Origin of the sequence: Candidatus Litorirhabdus singularis (assembly GCF_026262625.1) — a bacterium.
Taxonomy (GTDB): Bacteria; Pseudomonadota; Gammaproteobacteria; order Pseudomonadales; family Halieaceae; genus Litorirhabdus; species Litorirhabdus singularis.
Genome location: NZ_SHNN01000002.1, coordinates 667,202 through 680,893, shown reverse-complemented (window position 1 = coordinate 680,893; position 13,692 = coordinate 667,202). Strand labels below are relative to the sequence as shown.

At 53.6% G+C, this 13,692-nt stretch carries 11 protein-coding genes; 9 read left to right on the top strand and 2 right to left on the bottom strand.

Annotation, left to right across the window (positions count from 1 at the left end):
- Positions 1-3 precede the first annotated feature (3 nt).
- On the bottom strand, positions 4-1,125 hold the full coding sequence (locus tag EYC98_RS11500; RefSeq protein ID WP_279245485.1) for a beta-ketoacyl-ACP synthase III: 1,122 nt from the start codon (positions 1,123-1,125) through the stop codon (positions 4-6).
- Positions 1,125-2,423 (bottom strand): citrate synthase, encoded by a 1,299-nt coding sequence (gltA, locus tag EYC98_RS11495; protein ID WP_279245484.1) that lies wholly within the window; start codon positions 2,421-2,423, stop codon positions 1,125-1,127. The genes EYC98_RS11500 and gltA overlap by 1 nt, the downstream gene beginning before the upstream one ends.
- A 197-nt stretch (positions 2,424-2,620) precedes the next feature.
- On the opposite strand from gltA, the gene sdhC reads away from it, so the two are divergent.
- From sdhC to sucD, 9 genes are all read left to right on the top strand, one after another.
- Positions 2,621-2,995 carry a succinate dehydrogenase, cytochrome b556 subunit gene (sdhC, locus tag EYC98_RS11490; protein ID WP_279245483.1) on the top strand — a complete coding sequence of 125 codons (375 nt, stop codon included), beginning with the start codon at positions 2,621-2,623 and terminating at the stop codon, positions 2,993-2,995.
- Positions 2,989-3,357, top strand: coding sequence for a succinate dehydrogenase, hydrophobic membrane anchor protein (gene sdhD / locus EYC98_RS11485; RefSeq protein WP_279245482.1), 369 nt, complete (start codon positions 2,989-2,991; stop codon positions 3,355-3,357). Before sdhC ends, sdhD begins: the two co-directional genes overlap by 7 nt.
- A 2-nt stretch (positions 3,358-3,359) precedes the next feature.
- Positions 3,360-5,132, top strand: coding sequence for a succinate dehydrogenase flavoprotein subunit (gene sdhA / locus EYC98_RS11480; RefSeq protein ID WP_279245481.1), 1,773 nt, complete (start codon positions 3,360-3,362; stop codon positions 5,130-5,132).
- A gap of 14 nt (positions 5,133-5,146) precedes the next feature.
- Positions 5,147-5,851 (top strand): succinate dehydrogenase iron-sulfur subunit, encoded by a 705-nt coding sequence (locus EYC98_RS11475; protein WP_279245480.1) that lies wholly within the window; start codon positions 5,147-5,149, stop codon positions 5,849-5,851.
- A 75-nt stretch (positions 5,852-5,926) separates the two neighbouring features.
- Positions 5,927-8,749 carry a 2-oxoglutarate dehydrogenase E1 component gene (locus EYC98_RS11470; RefSeq protein WP_279245479.1) on the top strand — a complete coding sequence of 941 codons (2,823 nt, stop codon included), beginning with the start codon at positions 5,927-5,929 and terminating at the stop codon, positions 8,747-8,749.
- 8 nt (positions 8,750-8,757) lie between these two features.
- On the top strand, positions 8,758-9,981 hold the full coding sequence (gene odhB / locus EYC98_RS11465; RefSeq protein WP_279245478.1) for a 2-oxoglutarate dehydrogenase complex dihydrolipoyllysine-residue succinyltransferase: 1,224 nt from the start codon (positions 8,758-8,760) through the stop codon (positions 9,979-9,981).
- Between the two features lie 74 nt (positions 9,982-10,055).
- Positions 10,056-11,495 carry a dihydrolipoyl dehydrogenase gene (gene lpdA, locus EYC98_RS11460; protein ID WP_279245477.1) on the top strand — a complete coding sequence of 480 codons (1,440 nt, stop codon included), beginning with the start codon at positions 10,056-10,058 and terminating at the stop codon, positions 11,493-11,495.
- A 136-nt stretch (positions 11,496-11,631) separates the two neighbouring features.
- A complete protein-coding gene (sucC, locus tag EYC98_RS11455; protein WP_279245476.1) occupies positions 11,632-12,801 on the top strand; it encodes an ADP-forming succinate--CoA ligase subunit beta in 1,170 nt (389 codons plus the stop codon).
- Positions 12,798-13,670 (top strand): succinate--CoA ligase subunit alpha, encoded by an 873-nt coding sequence (sucD, locus tag EYC98_RS11450; RefSeq protein WP_279245475.1) that lies wholly within the window; start codon positions 12,798-12,800, stop codon positions 13,668-13,670. The genes sucC and sucD overlap by 4 nt, the downstream gene beginning before the upstream one ends.
- Positions 13,671-13,692: the final 22 nt, after the last annotated feature.

The following is a 13,692-nucleotide window of genomic DNA, read 5'->3' as shown; positions in this document are numbered from 1 at the left end:
GGGCTAGACCTTACGCAGAACGATACTGCCGATGCTGTAGCCGGCGCCGAAGGAGCACAATACGCCGAGATCACCGGAAGCAAAGTCATCGTTGTACTTATGAAAGGCGATGACGGACCCCGCGGAGCTAGTGTTGGCATATTCATCGAGGATAGTCGGGGCCTCAGCAGCGCTGGCCTCGCGGCCGAGCACTCGCTTGCCTATCAATTGATTCATACTCAGGTTGGCTTGGTGTAGCCACATACGCTTGAGCTGCTCCGGTGTCAGTTCCAGGCTCTCCAAATGCGCAACTATCTGCTCGGCGACCATGGGACAGACTTCCTTGAAGACCTTGCGACCATTTTGCACAAATAGCTTGTCGGGCTGACCCGCGCCGGTTTCGTCTGCACGATTAAGAAAGCCGAAATTGTTGCGGATATTGTTGGAGAAGGAGGTCTGCAAACGTGCTCCCAGTATCTCGAACTGGGATTCGGAGGTCGCGGTTTCTGCGCTCTCCACGACCATGGCTGTGCACACATCACCAAAGATAAAGTGAGCATCGCGATCGCGAAAATTCAAGTGGCCGCTACAAATTTCAGGGTTGATTATGAGCACGCAGCGAGCGCTGCCGTTAGCGATGCTATCGCGTGCTTGTTGCAGCGCGAATGTGGCCGAGGAGCAGGCAACGTTCATGTCATAGCCCCAGCCTTCAATACCCAATGCCGCTTGCAGTTCCACTGCCATAGCCGGGTAGGCGCGTTGCAGGTTAGAACAGGCGACCAGCACGGCATCAACGTCCTGTGGGGTTTTGCCGGCCATAGACAAGGCTTGACGGGCTGCCGCGACACCAATTTCGCACTGCAAAGAGGGTTCAGTATTGGGCCTCTCGGGAATACGTGGTGCCATGCGCTCAGGATCGAGAATACCGGTCTTATCGATCACATAGCGGCTTTTGATACCGGATGCTTTTTCAATAAACTCGACGCTGGAGTGCTGCAGCGGCTCCTGCTCACCGGCATTTATTGCGATGGCGTTGGCACTGTTAGCGCTATCAACCCAAGTGTTGAAGGATTCGACTAGCTCCGCATTACTAATGGACTGCTCAGGCGTGAAAAGCCCGGTACCGCTGATAACAATGGCGGACATTACCGATCTTCTAACGGGCTGTAATCGCGCTGTTCGTGGCCAGTATAGAGCTGACGCGGACGCCCAATACGGTAGCTACCGCTAATCATCTCATGCCAGTGAGCGATCCATCCAACCGTACGGCCAACCGCGAAAATCACGGTAAACATACTGGTGGGAATGCCAATCGCCTTCAGAATAATACCGGAGTAGAAATCGACATTGGGGTAAAGTTTCTTGCTGATAAAATAGTCGTCTTCCAGAGCTATTTGTTCCAGACGCTTGGCAATTTCCAGCAGCGGGTCATTCTCGATGCCGAGTTCAGCCAGCACTTCGTCAGCGGCTTCTTTCATAACCTTGGCGCGAGGATCAAAGTTCTTGTAAACACGGTGGCCAAAGCCCATCAGTCGGAACGGATCTTCTTTGTCCTTGGCGCGGGCAACAAACTCGTCGATACGGCTCACATCGCCAATTTCCTCAAGCATATTGAGCACTGCTTCGTTGGCGCCACCGTGGGAAGGACCCCACAGTGCGGCAATACCGGCGGCGATACAGGCAAACGGATTAGCGCCCGAAGAACCGGTTAAACGCACGGTAGAGGTAGAGGCATTCTGCTCGTGGTCAGCGTGGAGCAGGAAGATTCTGTCCATGGCTCTGGCCAAAACAGGATTGACGTTGGATTCCTCGCAGGGAGTGCCAAACATCATGTGCAGAAAGTTTTCTGCATAACCCAGGCTATTATCCGGGTACATAAACGGCTGTCCCACGGAAAATTTGTAGCTCATAGCGGCCAGCGTTGGCATCTTGGCGATGAGTCGGAAAGCGGCAATCTCGCGGTGCTGTTCGTCACTGATGTCCAGAGAATCGTGGTAAAAGGCGGACAAAGCGCCTACCACACCACACAAGATGGCCATGGGGTGGGCGTCGCGGCGAAAGCCGTGGAAGAACGATGTCAGCTGGTCGTGGACCATAGTGTGGTAGCGCACGGTGTTCTCAAACTCCGCCTTTTGCTCGGCAGTGGGCAGTTCGCCGTAGAGCAGCAGGTAGCAGGTCTCCAGGTAATCGGAGTGCTCTGCCAGTTGCTCGATAGGGTAGCCGCGGTGCAGCAGAATGCCTTGCGCTCCATCTATATAGGTAATTTGCGATTCACAGGCTGCGGTTGAGACAAAGCCGGGGTCATAAGTAAACATACCCTGTGCAGTCAGTGCTCCGACATCAACAACGTCTGGGCCTATAGTACCGCTGTAAACGGGTAGTTCGATGGTCTCGATGGCGCCATTAGGGTCGGCTATAGATAGGGTGGCGGTCTTGTCGCTCATGAAGGGTCCTGATCTGAGTCTGTGGGGGGGTCAACTATAGAGTTTCGGCTGATTTTGTCAATTGTATTTGGCAGACGTTATCACTATAATTCCGCCGGTCGCGCCCAGCCTGAATGGGCTCTAGCGCGGTTTCAGATTGCTCACCTTTCTTTAGGATAAACAGCCCGCACTGTCTGGGGCAAAGTGGTGTTATTACTGTGAATGATAATCGACCTGTAAATCTGGACATGACAACCATCAAGCTGCCTCTGCCAGCTTTGGTGTCAATCCTGACACGCGCTTCCGGCGTATTTCTATTTGTGGCCATGGCCGTGCTTATCTATGCTCTGGACGCCAGTCTGGCCAGTGAGGAGAGCTTTAACGCGTTAAAGCTGGAGCTGGCCTCGCCTTTGTATAAGCTGGTGATCTGGGTGATTGTGGCCGCGCTCATTTACCATGCGGCCTCCGGTATTAAGCATTTGTTCGGTGATGCGGGTGTTGGAGAAACTCTCGAGGGCGGCATTTTGGGCGCCAAAATTGTTGTGGCTGTAGCCGCAATCCTGATTGTTGTTGCGGGGATATGGATATGGTAACTGCCGTTACTAACTTTGGCCGTTCGGGTCTGTATGACTGGCTAGTACAGCGCGTGAGCGGTGTGGTTTTGTTGGCCTATTTTATTTTTATCGGCGCGGTTGTGGTCGCTAATCCTGATATGAGCTATCAGGAATGGCGCACGACCTTTGAGCCGACGTGGGTGCGTGTGTTCAGTGTGGCAGCACTACTGTCTCTGGCCGCTCATGCCTGGATTGGTCTGTGGTGTACGCTGACAGATTACGTGACGCCCCGCATGATGGGCGCCAAAGCCAATTTGTTGCGTGGCGTATTGACCTGCGTTTGTGCCGTTGCCCTCTTCACCTATGTGGTGTGGGGCATTTCTATTATCTGGGGAAGCTAAGCATGGCTGGAATTCGTACAATATCATTTGATGGGGTTATCGTAGGCGGCGGTGGTGCTGGTATGCGTGCTGCCCTGCAGCTTTCGCAGTCGGGCTATAAAACCGCTGTTATAACCAAGGTATTCCCGACCCGCTCGCACACGGTATCGGCTCAGGGTGGCATCACATGTGCCATTGCCTCCGATGATCCCGATGACGATTGGCGCTGGCATATGTATGACACCGTTAAGGGGTCAGATTATATCGGTGATCAGGATGCCATTGAGTATATGTGCTCGGTAGGTCCCGAGGCGATTTTTGAACTCGAGCATATGGGCTTGCCTTTTTCACGTACCGAGGAGGGGCGCATCTACCAGCGGCCCTTTGGTGGTCAATCTAAAAACTTTGGCGAAGGCGGTCAGGCTGCACGTACCTGTGCGGCAGCGGATCGTACTGGCCATGCGCTGCTACATACCCTGTATCAGAACAACGTCAAAAATGAGACCACCTTCTTTAACGAGTGGTTTGCAGTAGACCTGGTCAAGAATCAGGACGGTGCTGTGACCGGGGTTATCGCCATTTGCATGGAAACCGGCGAAACCGTCTACGTTAAATCCAAGGCGACTGTATTTGCCACCGGCGGCGCCGGACGTATCTACGCGTCCACGACAAATGCTCATATCAATACCGGAGACGGTATCGGCATGGCCTTGCGGGCGGGTTTTCCCGTGCAGGACATGGAAATGTGGCAGTTTCACCCCACTGGTATTCATGGTGCTGGCACGCTCGTTACTGAGGGTTGTCGAGGTGAGGGCGGTTATCTGATCAACAAGGATGGTGAGCGTTTTATGGAGCGCTATGCGCCCAACGCCAAGGATCTGGCTGGCCGTGATGTCGTGGCACGTTCCATGGTGCTGGAAATTCTCGAGGGTCGCGGATGTGGCCCTGACGGTGACCATGTATTCCTGAAGCTGGACCACCTGGGTGAGGAAGTGCTCGAGAGTCGTCTGCCGGGTATTTGCGAGCTGTCGCGTACCTTTGCACATGCTGATCCGGTGAAAGAGCCGATCCCGGTTGTGCCAACCTGCCACTATATGATGGGTGGTATCCCCACCAACGTTCATGGTCAGGCACTGACCTTGGATGCACAGGGCAATGATCATGTTATTCCAGGCCTTTACGCCTGTGGCGAAGCCGCTTGTGTATCTGTGCACGGCGCCAACCGGTTAGGCGGTAATTCTCTGCTCGATCTGGTGGTGTTTGGTCGTGCTTCAGGGCTGCATATCGAAAGTGCGCTGCGCACAGGTATCGAACTGCGGGATTCTTCGCAGTCTGATGTTGATCATGCGATGGAACGCCTGAATGGCGTCAACGAATCCTCTTCAGGGGAGAATGTTGCCGACCTGCGTAAAGAGCTACAGGGTATTATGCAGAATCACTTCGGTGTGTTCCGCAAAGGTGAGTTTATGCGCGATGGCATTGCCAAGCTTGAAGATCTGCGGCCGCGTATTGAAGGTGCGCACCTGAAAGACAAGAGCCAGGCCTTTAATACTGCTCGTATTGAATTACTGGAATTGCAAAACTTGCTGGAAGTTGCTGAATCTACCGCGATACCCGCAGAAGCCCGTGACGAGAGTCGTGGTGCTCATGCGCGTGATGATTTTCAGGAACGCGATGACGAAAACTGGCTCTGCCACTCCGTCTATGATCCAGTCAATAAGCAAGTCAGCAAGCGCGGCGTCAACTTTGAGCCCAAGACAGTTGACACGTTTCAACCTAAAATCAGGACCTATTAAGGGGATAAAGCAACATGCTACAAGTCAGTATTTATCGCTATAACCCGGATACCGATAGCGAACCTTATATGCAGGACCTTGAAGTCGATACCGGCGGCAAGGACCTGATGGTGCTCGACGTACTGGAGCTGATCAAGGCCCAGGATTCTTCAGTGGCTTACCGGCGCTCCTGTCGCGAAGGCGTATGCGGCTCTGATGGAGTCAATATGAATGGTAAGAATGGCCTTGCTTGTATTTCGCCACTGTCAACGACAGTAAAGAACAACAAGCTGATTGTGCGTCCATTACCCGGCCTGCCGGTGGTGCGAGATCTGGTGGTTGATATGACCCTGTTCTACGCCCAGTATGAAAAAATTCAGCCCTACTTGCAGAACGATACCCCGGCACCGGCGATTGAACGTCTGCAGACGCCAGCGGAACGTGAAAAGCTGGATGGCCTGTATGAGTGCATCTTGTGCGCCTGCTGTTCGACCAGTTGCCCCTCGTTCTGGTGGAACCCGGATCGATTTATCGGCCCCGCAGGCTTGCTTCAGGCCTATCGATTCCTGGCGGATAGCCGGGATACGGCGACTGAAGACAGACTGGCCAATCTGGACGACCCTTTCAGCGTATTTCGCTGTCATGGTATTCAAAATTGTGTTGCAGTCTGCCCCAAGGGTTTGAATCCGACGCGTGCTATTGGCCATATTCGTAACATGTTATTGCAACGCGCCACCTGATTTGTGCCAAACTTGGGCACGTGTTTGTAGTTAAGAGCCCCAGCGGCTGACAGGAAAGTGATGCAAGAAGGCAGCATGGAGCTCCTTTGGAAGAGCTCCCATATATCGGGTGGCAATGCCACCTACGTAGAAGACCTCTATGAAACCTACCTTAAGGATCCTAACGCGGTACCTGAAGAGTGGCGGGGGTACTTCGACAGCTTGCCCCGTGTAAACGGCAACGCCTTGCAGGACGTACCCCACTCTACGGTCCGTGACCGCTTTGCCCAAATTGGCAAGATGCGGGTGCGCACTGAAGCTACGGTGCAGCAAGACAGTAAAGCCACCGAGTATGAGCGCAAGCAGGTGCGAGTGGTGCAACTGATCTCTACTTACCGTCAGCGCGGTCATCAGAAGGCCAAACTGGATCCTCTCGGGCTCGCTGAACGCCAACATATTCCTGACCTGGAGCTGGCTTTTCACGAATTGAGCACAGCCGATTTTGATACTGTGTTCCAAACCGGCAGTCTGCATATTGGTAAGGCTGACGCTACCTTGGGTGAAATTGTCGATGCCATGGAACGCACCTATTGCAATACGGTAGGCGCAGAGTTCATGCACATTGTAGCGACTGAGGAGCGGCACTGGATCATGCAGCGCATGGAAAGCGTCCGTTGCGCGCCTGACTACGGTGATGAAGTACGCCGAAAATTACTGCGCCGTCTAATCAAGGCGGAGGGACTAGAAAAGTCGCTGGGTTCCAAATACCCGGGTACCAAGCGTTTCGGTCTTGAAGGCGGAGAGTCACTGATTCCGATGCTGTCGGAGATGGTGCAGCGCTCTGGCGGTTATGGTGCCAAAGAAATTGTTATTGGTATGGCCCACCGCGGACGGCTCAATGTCCTGGTCAACGTGTTTGGTAAAAAGCCCTCAGAGTTGTTTGATGAGTTTGAGGGCAAAGTTACTTACACCAGCTCCGGTGACGTCAAATATCATCAGGGTTTCTCTTCGAATGTTATGACCGAAGGTGGTGAGTGTCACCTGGCATTGGCTTTCAATCCCTCGCATCTGGAAATTGTAAGCCCTGTGGTTGAGGGCTCCGTGCGTGCCAGACAGGACCGGCGTCTAGACCCCCAGGGCAACACCGTGGTCCCCATCGTGTTGCATGGCGATGCCGCTTTCGCCGGACAGGGTGTGGTCATGGAAACCTTCCAGATGTCGCAGACCCGTGGCTACCGCACCGGTGGCACCATCCATGTGGTGTTGAACAACCAGATCGGCTTTACCACCAGTCGCCGCGCTGATGCACGTTCTACTGAATACTGTACTGACATTGCCAAAATGGTGCAGGCGCCTATTTTTCACGTCAATGCGGATGATCCGGAAGCGGTGTTATTTGTGACGCAACTGGCGGTCGACTACCGCAATGAATTTACCAAAGATGTGGTGCTGGATCTGGTTTGCTACCGACGTCGTGGCCACAACGAGGCGGACGAACCGTCGACCACCCAGCCGCTGATGTACGAGAAGATCAAGCACCATCCAACCACGCGCGATCTGTATGCACAGCGACTCATTGCCAGCGGGGTGATCACCGCAGAAGAAGACGAATATCTGGTCGAAGAGCTGCGTGCCTCTCTGGATCGTGATCAGCCGATGGTGAAAAGTCTGGTACATGAGCCCAATAGCTCTATGTTCGTAGACTGGGAACCCTATTTGGGTCATAACTGGGATATTGAATGCGACACGTCTATTCCTATCAAACGCCTGCAAGAACTAGGTGCACAGATTAACCAGTCACCCGAGGGTGTGCCGCTGCAGCGTCAGGTGAATAGAATTCTGACAGACCGCCGCAAGATGGCAGCGGGGTCTATGGAGATTAACTGGGGCTTTGCGGAAACGATGGCCTATGCCACCTTGTTGCAAGAGGACTATCCCATTCGGCTGACCGGACAGGATGTGGGTCGCGGTACCTTTTCTCACCGCCATGCGGTTCTGCACAATCAAAAAGATGGCAGCATCTACATTCCCTTGCAAAAGATCAGCAAGGAACAGCCGGTATTTGAGATATATGATTCGCTGCTGTCTGAGGAAGCGGTGTTGGCATTTGAATACGGCTATGCAACCACTGCGCCCAAAGGCCTGGTGATCTGGGAGGCTCAATTTGGTGACTTTGCCAATGGCGCTCAGGTCGTCATTGATCAATTTATTACCAGCGGTGAGCACAAGTGGAATCGCGTCTGCGGTCTGACGCTGTTGTTGCCCCACGGCTATGAGGGTCAGGGCCCTGAGCATTCTTCGGCGCGACTGGAGCGGTTTTTACAGCTCTGTGCTGAGCACAATATTCAGGTATGTGTGCCTACAACTCCCGCACAGGTTTATCATATGCTGCGACGGCAGGCGATCAGACCGCTGCGAACTCCGCTGATTGTGATGTCGCCAAAGAGCCTTTTACGGCATAAGCAGGCAGTATCGACCATTGAAGACCTGGCGAGCGGTTGCTTTCAGAATGTGTTGCCGGAAACAGATGACCTGGATAGCGACAAAGTGCGGCGCGTGGTCCTGTGTTCAGGCAAGGTATACTACGACCTTCGCGACGCTCGCAGAGATCGCGGCATCGACGATATTGCGCTGGTCAGGATGGAACAGCTATACCCGTTCCCTGAGCCTGATCTGTTTCGCATACTGCAACAGTATCCCAATCTTAAAGACGCGATCTGGTGCCAGGAAGAGCCTATGAATCAGGGCGCCTGGTATTCCAGTCAGCACCACATGCGGCGCGTTTTATTCAGACATAAACCCGAGGTGTATCTCCACTATGTGGGACGTGATGCAGCCGCCGCACCCGCGGCAGGCTATATGGCCCTTCACCTTGAACAACAGGAACGTCTCATTAACGCAGCTTTAGCGGCGGACTAGGTAAAAACATGGCACAAGATATCAAGGCACCGTCATTCCCAGAGTCAGTGGCGGATGGAGAAATAGCAGTTTGGCACAAGGCCGCGGGAGATCCGGTGCAGCGTGATGAACTGTTGGTAGAGATTGAGACCGACAAGGTTGTTATGGAGGTGGTCGCACCGTTTGACGGCGTGCTTACCGAGATTGTCAAACCTGCCGGCGAAGTAATTCTGAGTGACGAGGTAATAGGGAGACTAGAGGAGGGCAAGGTTGCCAAGACTAGCCCTGCCCCCGTGGCTGCACCTCCAGGCACTCCTGAGCAACCAGCGGCTGATGACGACGGTGCTATGGCGCAGCTCGGGCCTGCGGCGCGTCGGATGGCTGAGGAAGAAGGTGTCGACCTGGCACAGGTGGTCGGCACTGGCAGAGATGGCCGCATTACCAAAGATGATTTATTGAAACATATAGAAGCGGCGCGTGTTGCACCAACGCCGGTTCCTGCGGCGCCAGCGCAGAGTCCGGTTATCGCTGCGGCTGAGCCCGGTGGTGATAGGCTAGAGCGACGGGTTCCCATGACGCGTATGCGTAAGCGCATTGCCGAGCGTCTGCTCAGTGTGTCACGCGAGACTGCCATGCTGACGACCTTCAATGAGGTCAATATGGCGCCTGTCATGGCGTTGCGCGGCAAATACAAAGAGCAGTTTCAGGGAGCTCACAACGGCACCCGACTGGGCTTTATGGGCTTTTTTGTGAAAGCTGCCTGCGAGGCGTTGAAGCGCTTTCCGGTGGTCAATGCATCCATCGACGGTGATGATATCGTCTATCACGGTTACCAGGATGTCGGCGTCGCCGTGTCTACCGAGAATGGTTTGGTGGTGCCCGTATTGCGTGATGCTGATTTTATGAGCATGGCAGATATTGAAGCGCGTATTGCCGACTTTGGTGGCCGTGCCCGCAACGGCAAGCTGAGCATTGAAGATATGACCGGAGGCACCTTCACCATTACTAATGGCGGCGTATTTGGGTCCTTGCTGTCTACGCCCATTCTGAATCCGCCTCAGACCGGTATTTTGGGTATGCACAAAATTCAGGACCGGCCTATGGCCGTCGATGGTGAAGTTGTCATTCAGCCTATGATGTACCTGGCTTTGTCCTATGATCATCGTTTGGTCGATGGTAAGGATGCGGTGCAATTTCTGGCTTCGATCAAAGATTTTATTGAGGATCCGGCGCGAATTTTGTTACAGCTTTAAGTCTGTCGCCCGACGTTTTTTTTCTTTGGCTATGGCGCGCATGCGACATAGCATAAGTCTCTACAGGAGTTACCATGTCCGATTCATATGATGTCGTTGTTATAGGCTCAGGTCCGGCCGGCTATGTCGCTGCCATTCGTGCCGCACAGTTGGGGCTTAAAGTTGCCTGTGTTGAAAAGTGGCTGGACTCGGCTGGCAAGTCGCGGTTGGGAGGTACTTGTCTCAATGTCGGCTGTATCCCCTCCAAAGCCCTGCTACACAGCAGTCACAAATTCCATGAAGCCGCCAGTGAACTGGGTGTGCATGGTATCGAAGTAGCTAGCGCTTCCTTGAACGTGCCAGCTATGTTGGCGCGTAAAGACAAAATCGTCGACCAGTTAACCGGGGGCATTACCGGGCTCTTCAAAGCGAACGGCGTCACGCCTGTGATCGGTAGTGGCAAGGTGTTGGCGGGGCATAAGGTCGAGCTCACCACTGCCGAGGGAGACGTGTCGGTCATTGAAGCCGCGAACATCATTATCGCGACCGGCTCGGTTCCGGTTGAGATACCACCAGCGCCGATCGACAACAACTTGATTGTCGACTCTACTGGTGCCCTGGAATTTCAGTCAGTACCCGCGCGCTTGGGCGTGATTGGCGCCGGTGTAATCGGTCTTGAACTGGGTAGCGTCTGGAATCGTTGTGGTGCCGAAGTAGTCGTGCTGGAAGCATTGGATGAATTTTTGCCGATGATGGATGTTCAGATAGCCCGCGAAAGCAAGAAAATCCTCAGCGGTCAGGGCCTTGATATCCGTATGGGCGCCCGTGTTACCGGAGCCGTGGCGGGTGGCGATGCCGTCACTGTGACCTATACCGATGGCGATGGTGAACATGAAGAGGTCTTCGACAAGTTAATAGTGGCGGTAGGCCGTAGGCCGCAGACAGAGAATCTGTTAGCCGGTGATAGCGGCGTCACCATGGATGAGCGCGGTTTCATCTTTGTTAACGATTTTTGCGAAACGGAAGCTCCCTGTATCTATGCGGTTGGTGACATAGTGCGCGGCCCGATGCTGGCCCATAAAGGGTCGGAAGAAGGTGTCATGGTGGCTGAGCGCATTGCCGGTAAGCACGCTGAAATGAACTACGAGACGATTCCTTCGGTTATTTATACGCATCCGGAGATTGCCGCGGTCGGTAAAACTGAACAGGAGCTGAAAGCCGAAGGCATTGAATACAAAAGCGGGGTGTTTCCGTTTGCTGCCAGCGGCAGAGCCCTTGCGATTAACGACTCGCAAGGTATGGTAAAGATGCTGGCAGATGCTGAAAGCGACCGTATTTTGGGCTGCCACGTTGTCGGTCCAAACGCCGCAGACCTGGTTCAGCAGGTTGTTATTGCCATGGAATTTGGCGCCAGCTCAGAAGATATTGGGCTGACTGTGTTCGCGCATCCGACGCTTTCTGAGGCAGTGCATGAGGCCGCATTGGCCGTAGACGGTCACGCGATTCACATACCAAATCGGCGGCCGCGCAAATAGATTTGCGCGTTCGGCCGTTTTCATAGAAAATTAGCGCCGCATTTTCAGCATACGACCATAAGAATATGGGGGCGGGAGCTGCAAGGCTTGATAACCGCCATTTACGGTTTCGTTTTCCAACACACGGTAGAAATACATGAATCTTCATGAGTATCAGGGCAAGCAGCTGTTTGCTGAGTACGGTTTACCAGTTTCCAAAGGTTACGCGGTAGACACCCCAGAGGACGCTGCAAACGCAGCGGACAAAATTGGCGGCGATATGTGGGTGGTTAAAGCTCAGGTACACGCTGGTGGTCGCGGCAAAGCTGGCGGCGTCAAGCTGGTAAAGTCAAAGGAAGAAATACGCGATTTCGCCGAGCACTGGTTGGGTAAGAATTTGGTGACCTATCAGACTGATGAAAATGGTCAGCCGGTGAGCAAGATTCTGGTTGAAACCTGCACCGATATTGCTGATGAACTGTATCTCGGGGCGGTGGTAGATCGTGCCAGTCGTCGTATCGTGTTTATGGCTTCCACTGAAGGTGGCGTTGAAATTGAGAAGGTCGCTGAGGAAACTCCTGACAAGATCCTGCGCGCTATTATTGATCCTCTGACGGGCGCACAGCCCTATCAGGGCCGTGAGCTGGCTTTTAACCTTGGCTTGAAAGGCGATCAGATCAAGCAGTTTGTGAAGATCTTCATGGGTCTGGCGCAACTGTTTCAAGATAAGGATCTGGCACTGATAGAAGTAAACCCGCTGGTAATTACTGAAGAGGGTAACCTGCACTGTCTGGACGCCAAGCTGGGCGTGGATGGTAATGCTATGTACCGTCAGGGCGGACTGCGAGACATGCATGACCCGAGCCAGGAAGATGAGCGCGAGGCGCATGCCGCGCAATGGGAACTCAACTATGTAGCGCTGGATGGCAGCATTGGTTGCATGGTTAATGGCGCTGGACTGGCCATGGGCACCATGGATATTGTGGCATTACACGGTGGCTTCCCTGCTAACTTTCTCGATGTTGGCGGCGGTGCGACCAAAGAACGTGTTACCGAGGCGTTCAAGATCATTCTTTCCGACGACAACGTTAAAGCCGTGCTGGTAAATATTTTTGGCGGTATTGTGCGTTGCGACCTGATTGCCGAGGGTATTATTGGCGCGGTGGAAGAGGTTGGTGTTGCGGTTCCGGTGGTGGTCCGACTGGAAGGCAATAATGCGGAGCTCGGCCGTAAACTAATGGCTGATAGTGGGTTGAATATTATCACTGCTGAGAGTCTTACCGACGCTGCACAGCAGGCAGTGAAAGCGGCGGAGAGCCAGTCATGAGTATTTTGATTGATAAGAACACCAAGGTAATTTGCCAGGGCTTTACTGGTTCGCAGGGTACATTCCACTCCGAGCAGGCGATTGAGTACGGTACTCAGATGGTCGGTGGCGTCACTCCCGGTAAGGGCGGGCAGGAGCACCTGGGTTTGCCCGTTTTTAATACTGTGGCAGAAGCTGTCGCTGCAACTGGCGCTGATGCTTCGGTTATCTATGTGCCTGCGGCATTTTGTAAGGATTCGATTCTGGAGGCGGCCAATGGTGGGATTAGCCTGATCGTCTGTATTACAGAAGGTATTCCTACGCTGGACATGCTCGAAGCCAAGGTTAAATGCGACGAGTTGGGTGTCCGTCTGATAGGGCCTAACTGTCCTGGAGTTATTACTCCTGGAGAGAGCAAAATCGGCATTATGCCAGGCAGCATTCATCTACCTGGTAAAGTCGGTATCGTCTCTCGTTCAGGAACCCTGACCTACGAGGCGGTCAAGCAGACCACTGATGCAGGTTACGGTCAGTCCACGTGTGTGGGTATTGGCGGCGATCCGATTCCCGGTTCTAACTTCATCGATATTCTGGAAATGTTCCAGAATGATCCGGCTACCGAAGCGATTGTAATGATCGGCGAGATCGGTGGCACCGCTGAAGAAGAGGCTGCGGCCTATATCAAAGCGAATGTGACTAAGCCGGTTGTGTCTTACATTGCTGGTGTTACCGCACCTAAAGGCAAGCGTATGGGTCATGCTGGAGCGATCATTTCTGGCGGCAAGGGCACTGCAGACGAAAAGTTTGCTGCTCTGGAAGACGCTGGCGTTAAGACAGTACGTAGTTTGGCTGAAATTGGCGCTGGACTGGCTGAAGTTACCGGTTGGTAACGGACTGCTGGATCAACACTAG

Excerpts from the sequence above, each read along its gene's own strand:
- EYC98_RS11500 (WP_279245485.1), bottom strand. The coding sequence starts at position 1,125 with ATGTCCGCCATTGTTATCAGCGGTACCGGGCTTTTCACGCCTGAGCAG.
- gltA (WP_279245484.1), bottom strand. The coding sequence starts at position 2,423 with ATGAGCGACAAGACCGCCACCCTATCTATAGCCGACCCTAATGGCGCC.
- sdhD (WP_279245482.1), top strand. The coding sequence starts at position 2,989 with ATGGTAACTGCCGTTACTAACTTTGGCCGTTCGGGTCTGTATGACTGG.
- sdhA (WP_279245481.1), top strand. The coding sequence starts at position 3,360 with ATGGCTGGAATTCGTACAATATCATTTGATGGGGTTATCGTAGGCGGC.
- EYC98_RS11475 (WP_279245480.1), top strand. The coding sequence starts at position 5,147 with ATGCTACAAGTCAGTATTTATCGCTATAACCCGGATACCGATAGCGAA.
- EYC98_RS11470 (WP_279245479.1), top strand. The coding sequence starts at position 5,927 with ATGGAGCTCCTTTGGAAGAGCTCCCATATATCGGGTGGCAATGCCACC.
- odhB (WP_279245478.1), top strand. The coding sequence starts at position 8,758 with ATGGCACAAGATATCAAGGCACCGTCATTCCCAGAGTCAGTGGCGGAT.
- lpdA (WP_279245477.1), top strand. The coding sequence starts at position 10,056 with ATGTCCGATTCATATGATGTCGTTGTTATAGGCTCAGGTCCGGCCGGC.
- sucC (WP_279245476.1), top strand. The coding sequence starts at position 11,632 with ATGAATCTTCATGAGTATCAGGGCAAGCAGCTGTTTGCTGAGTACGGT.
- sucD (WP_279245475.1), top strand. The coding sequence starts at position 12,798 with ATGAGTATTTTGATTGATAAGAACACCAAGGTAATTTGCCAGGGCTTT.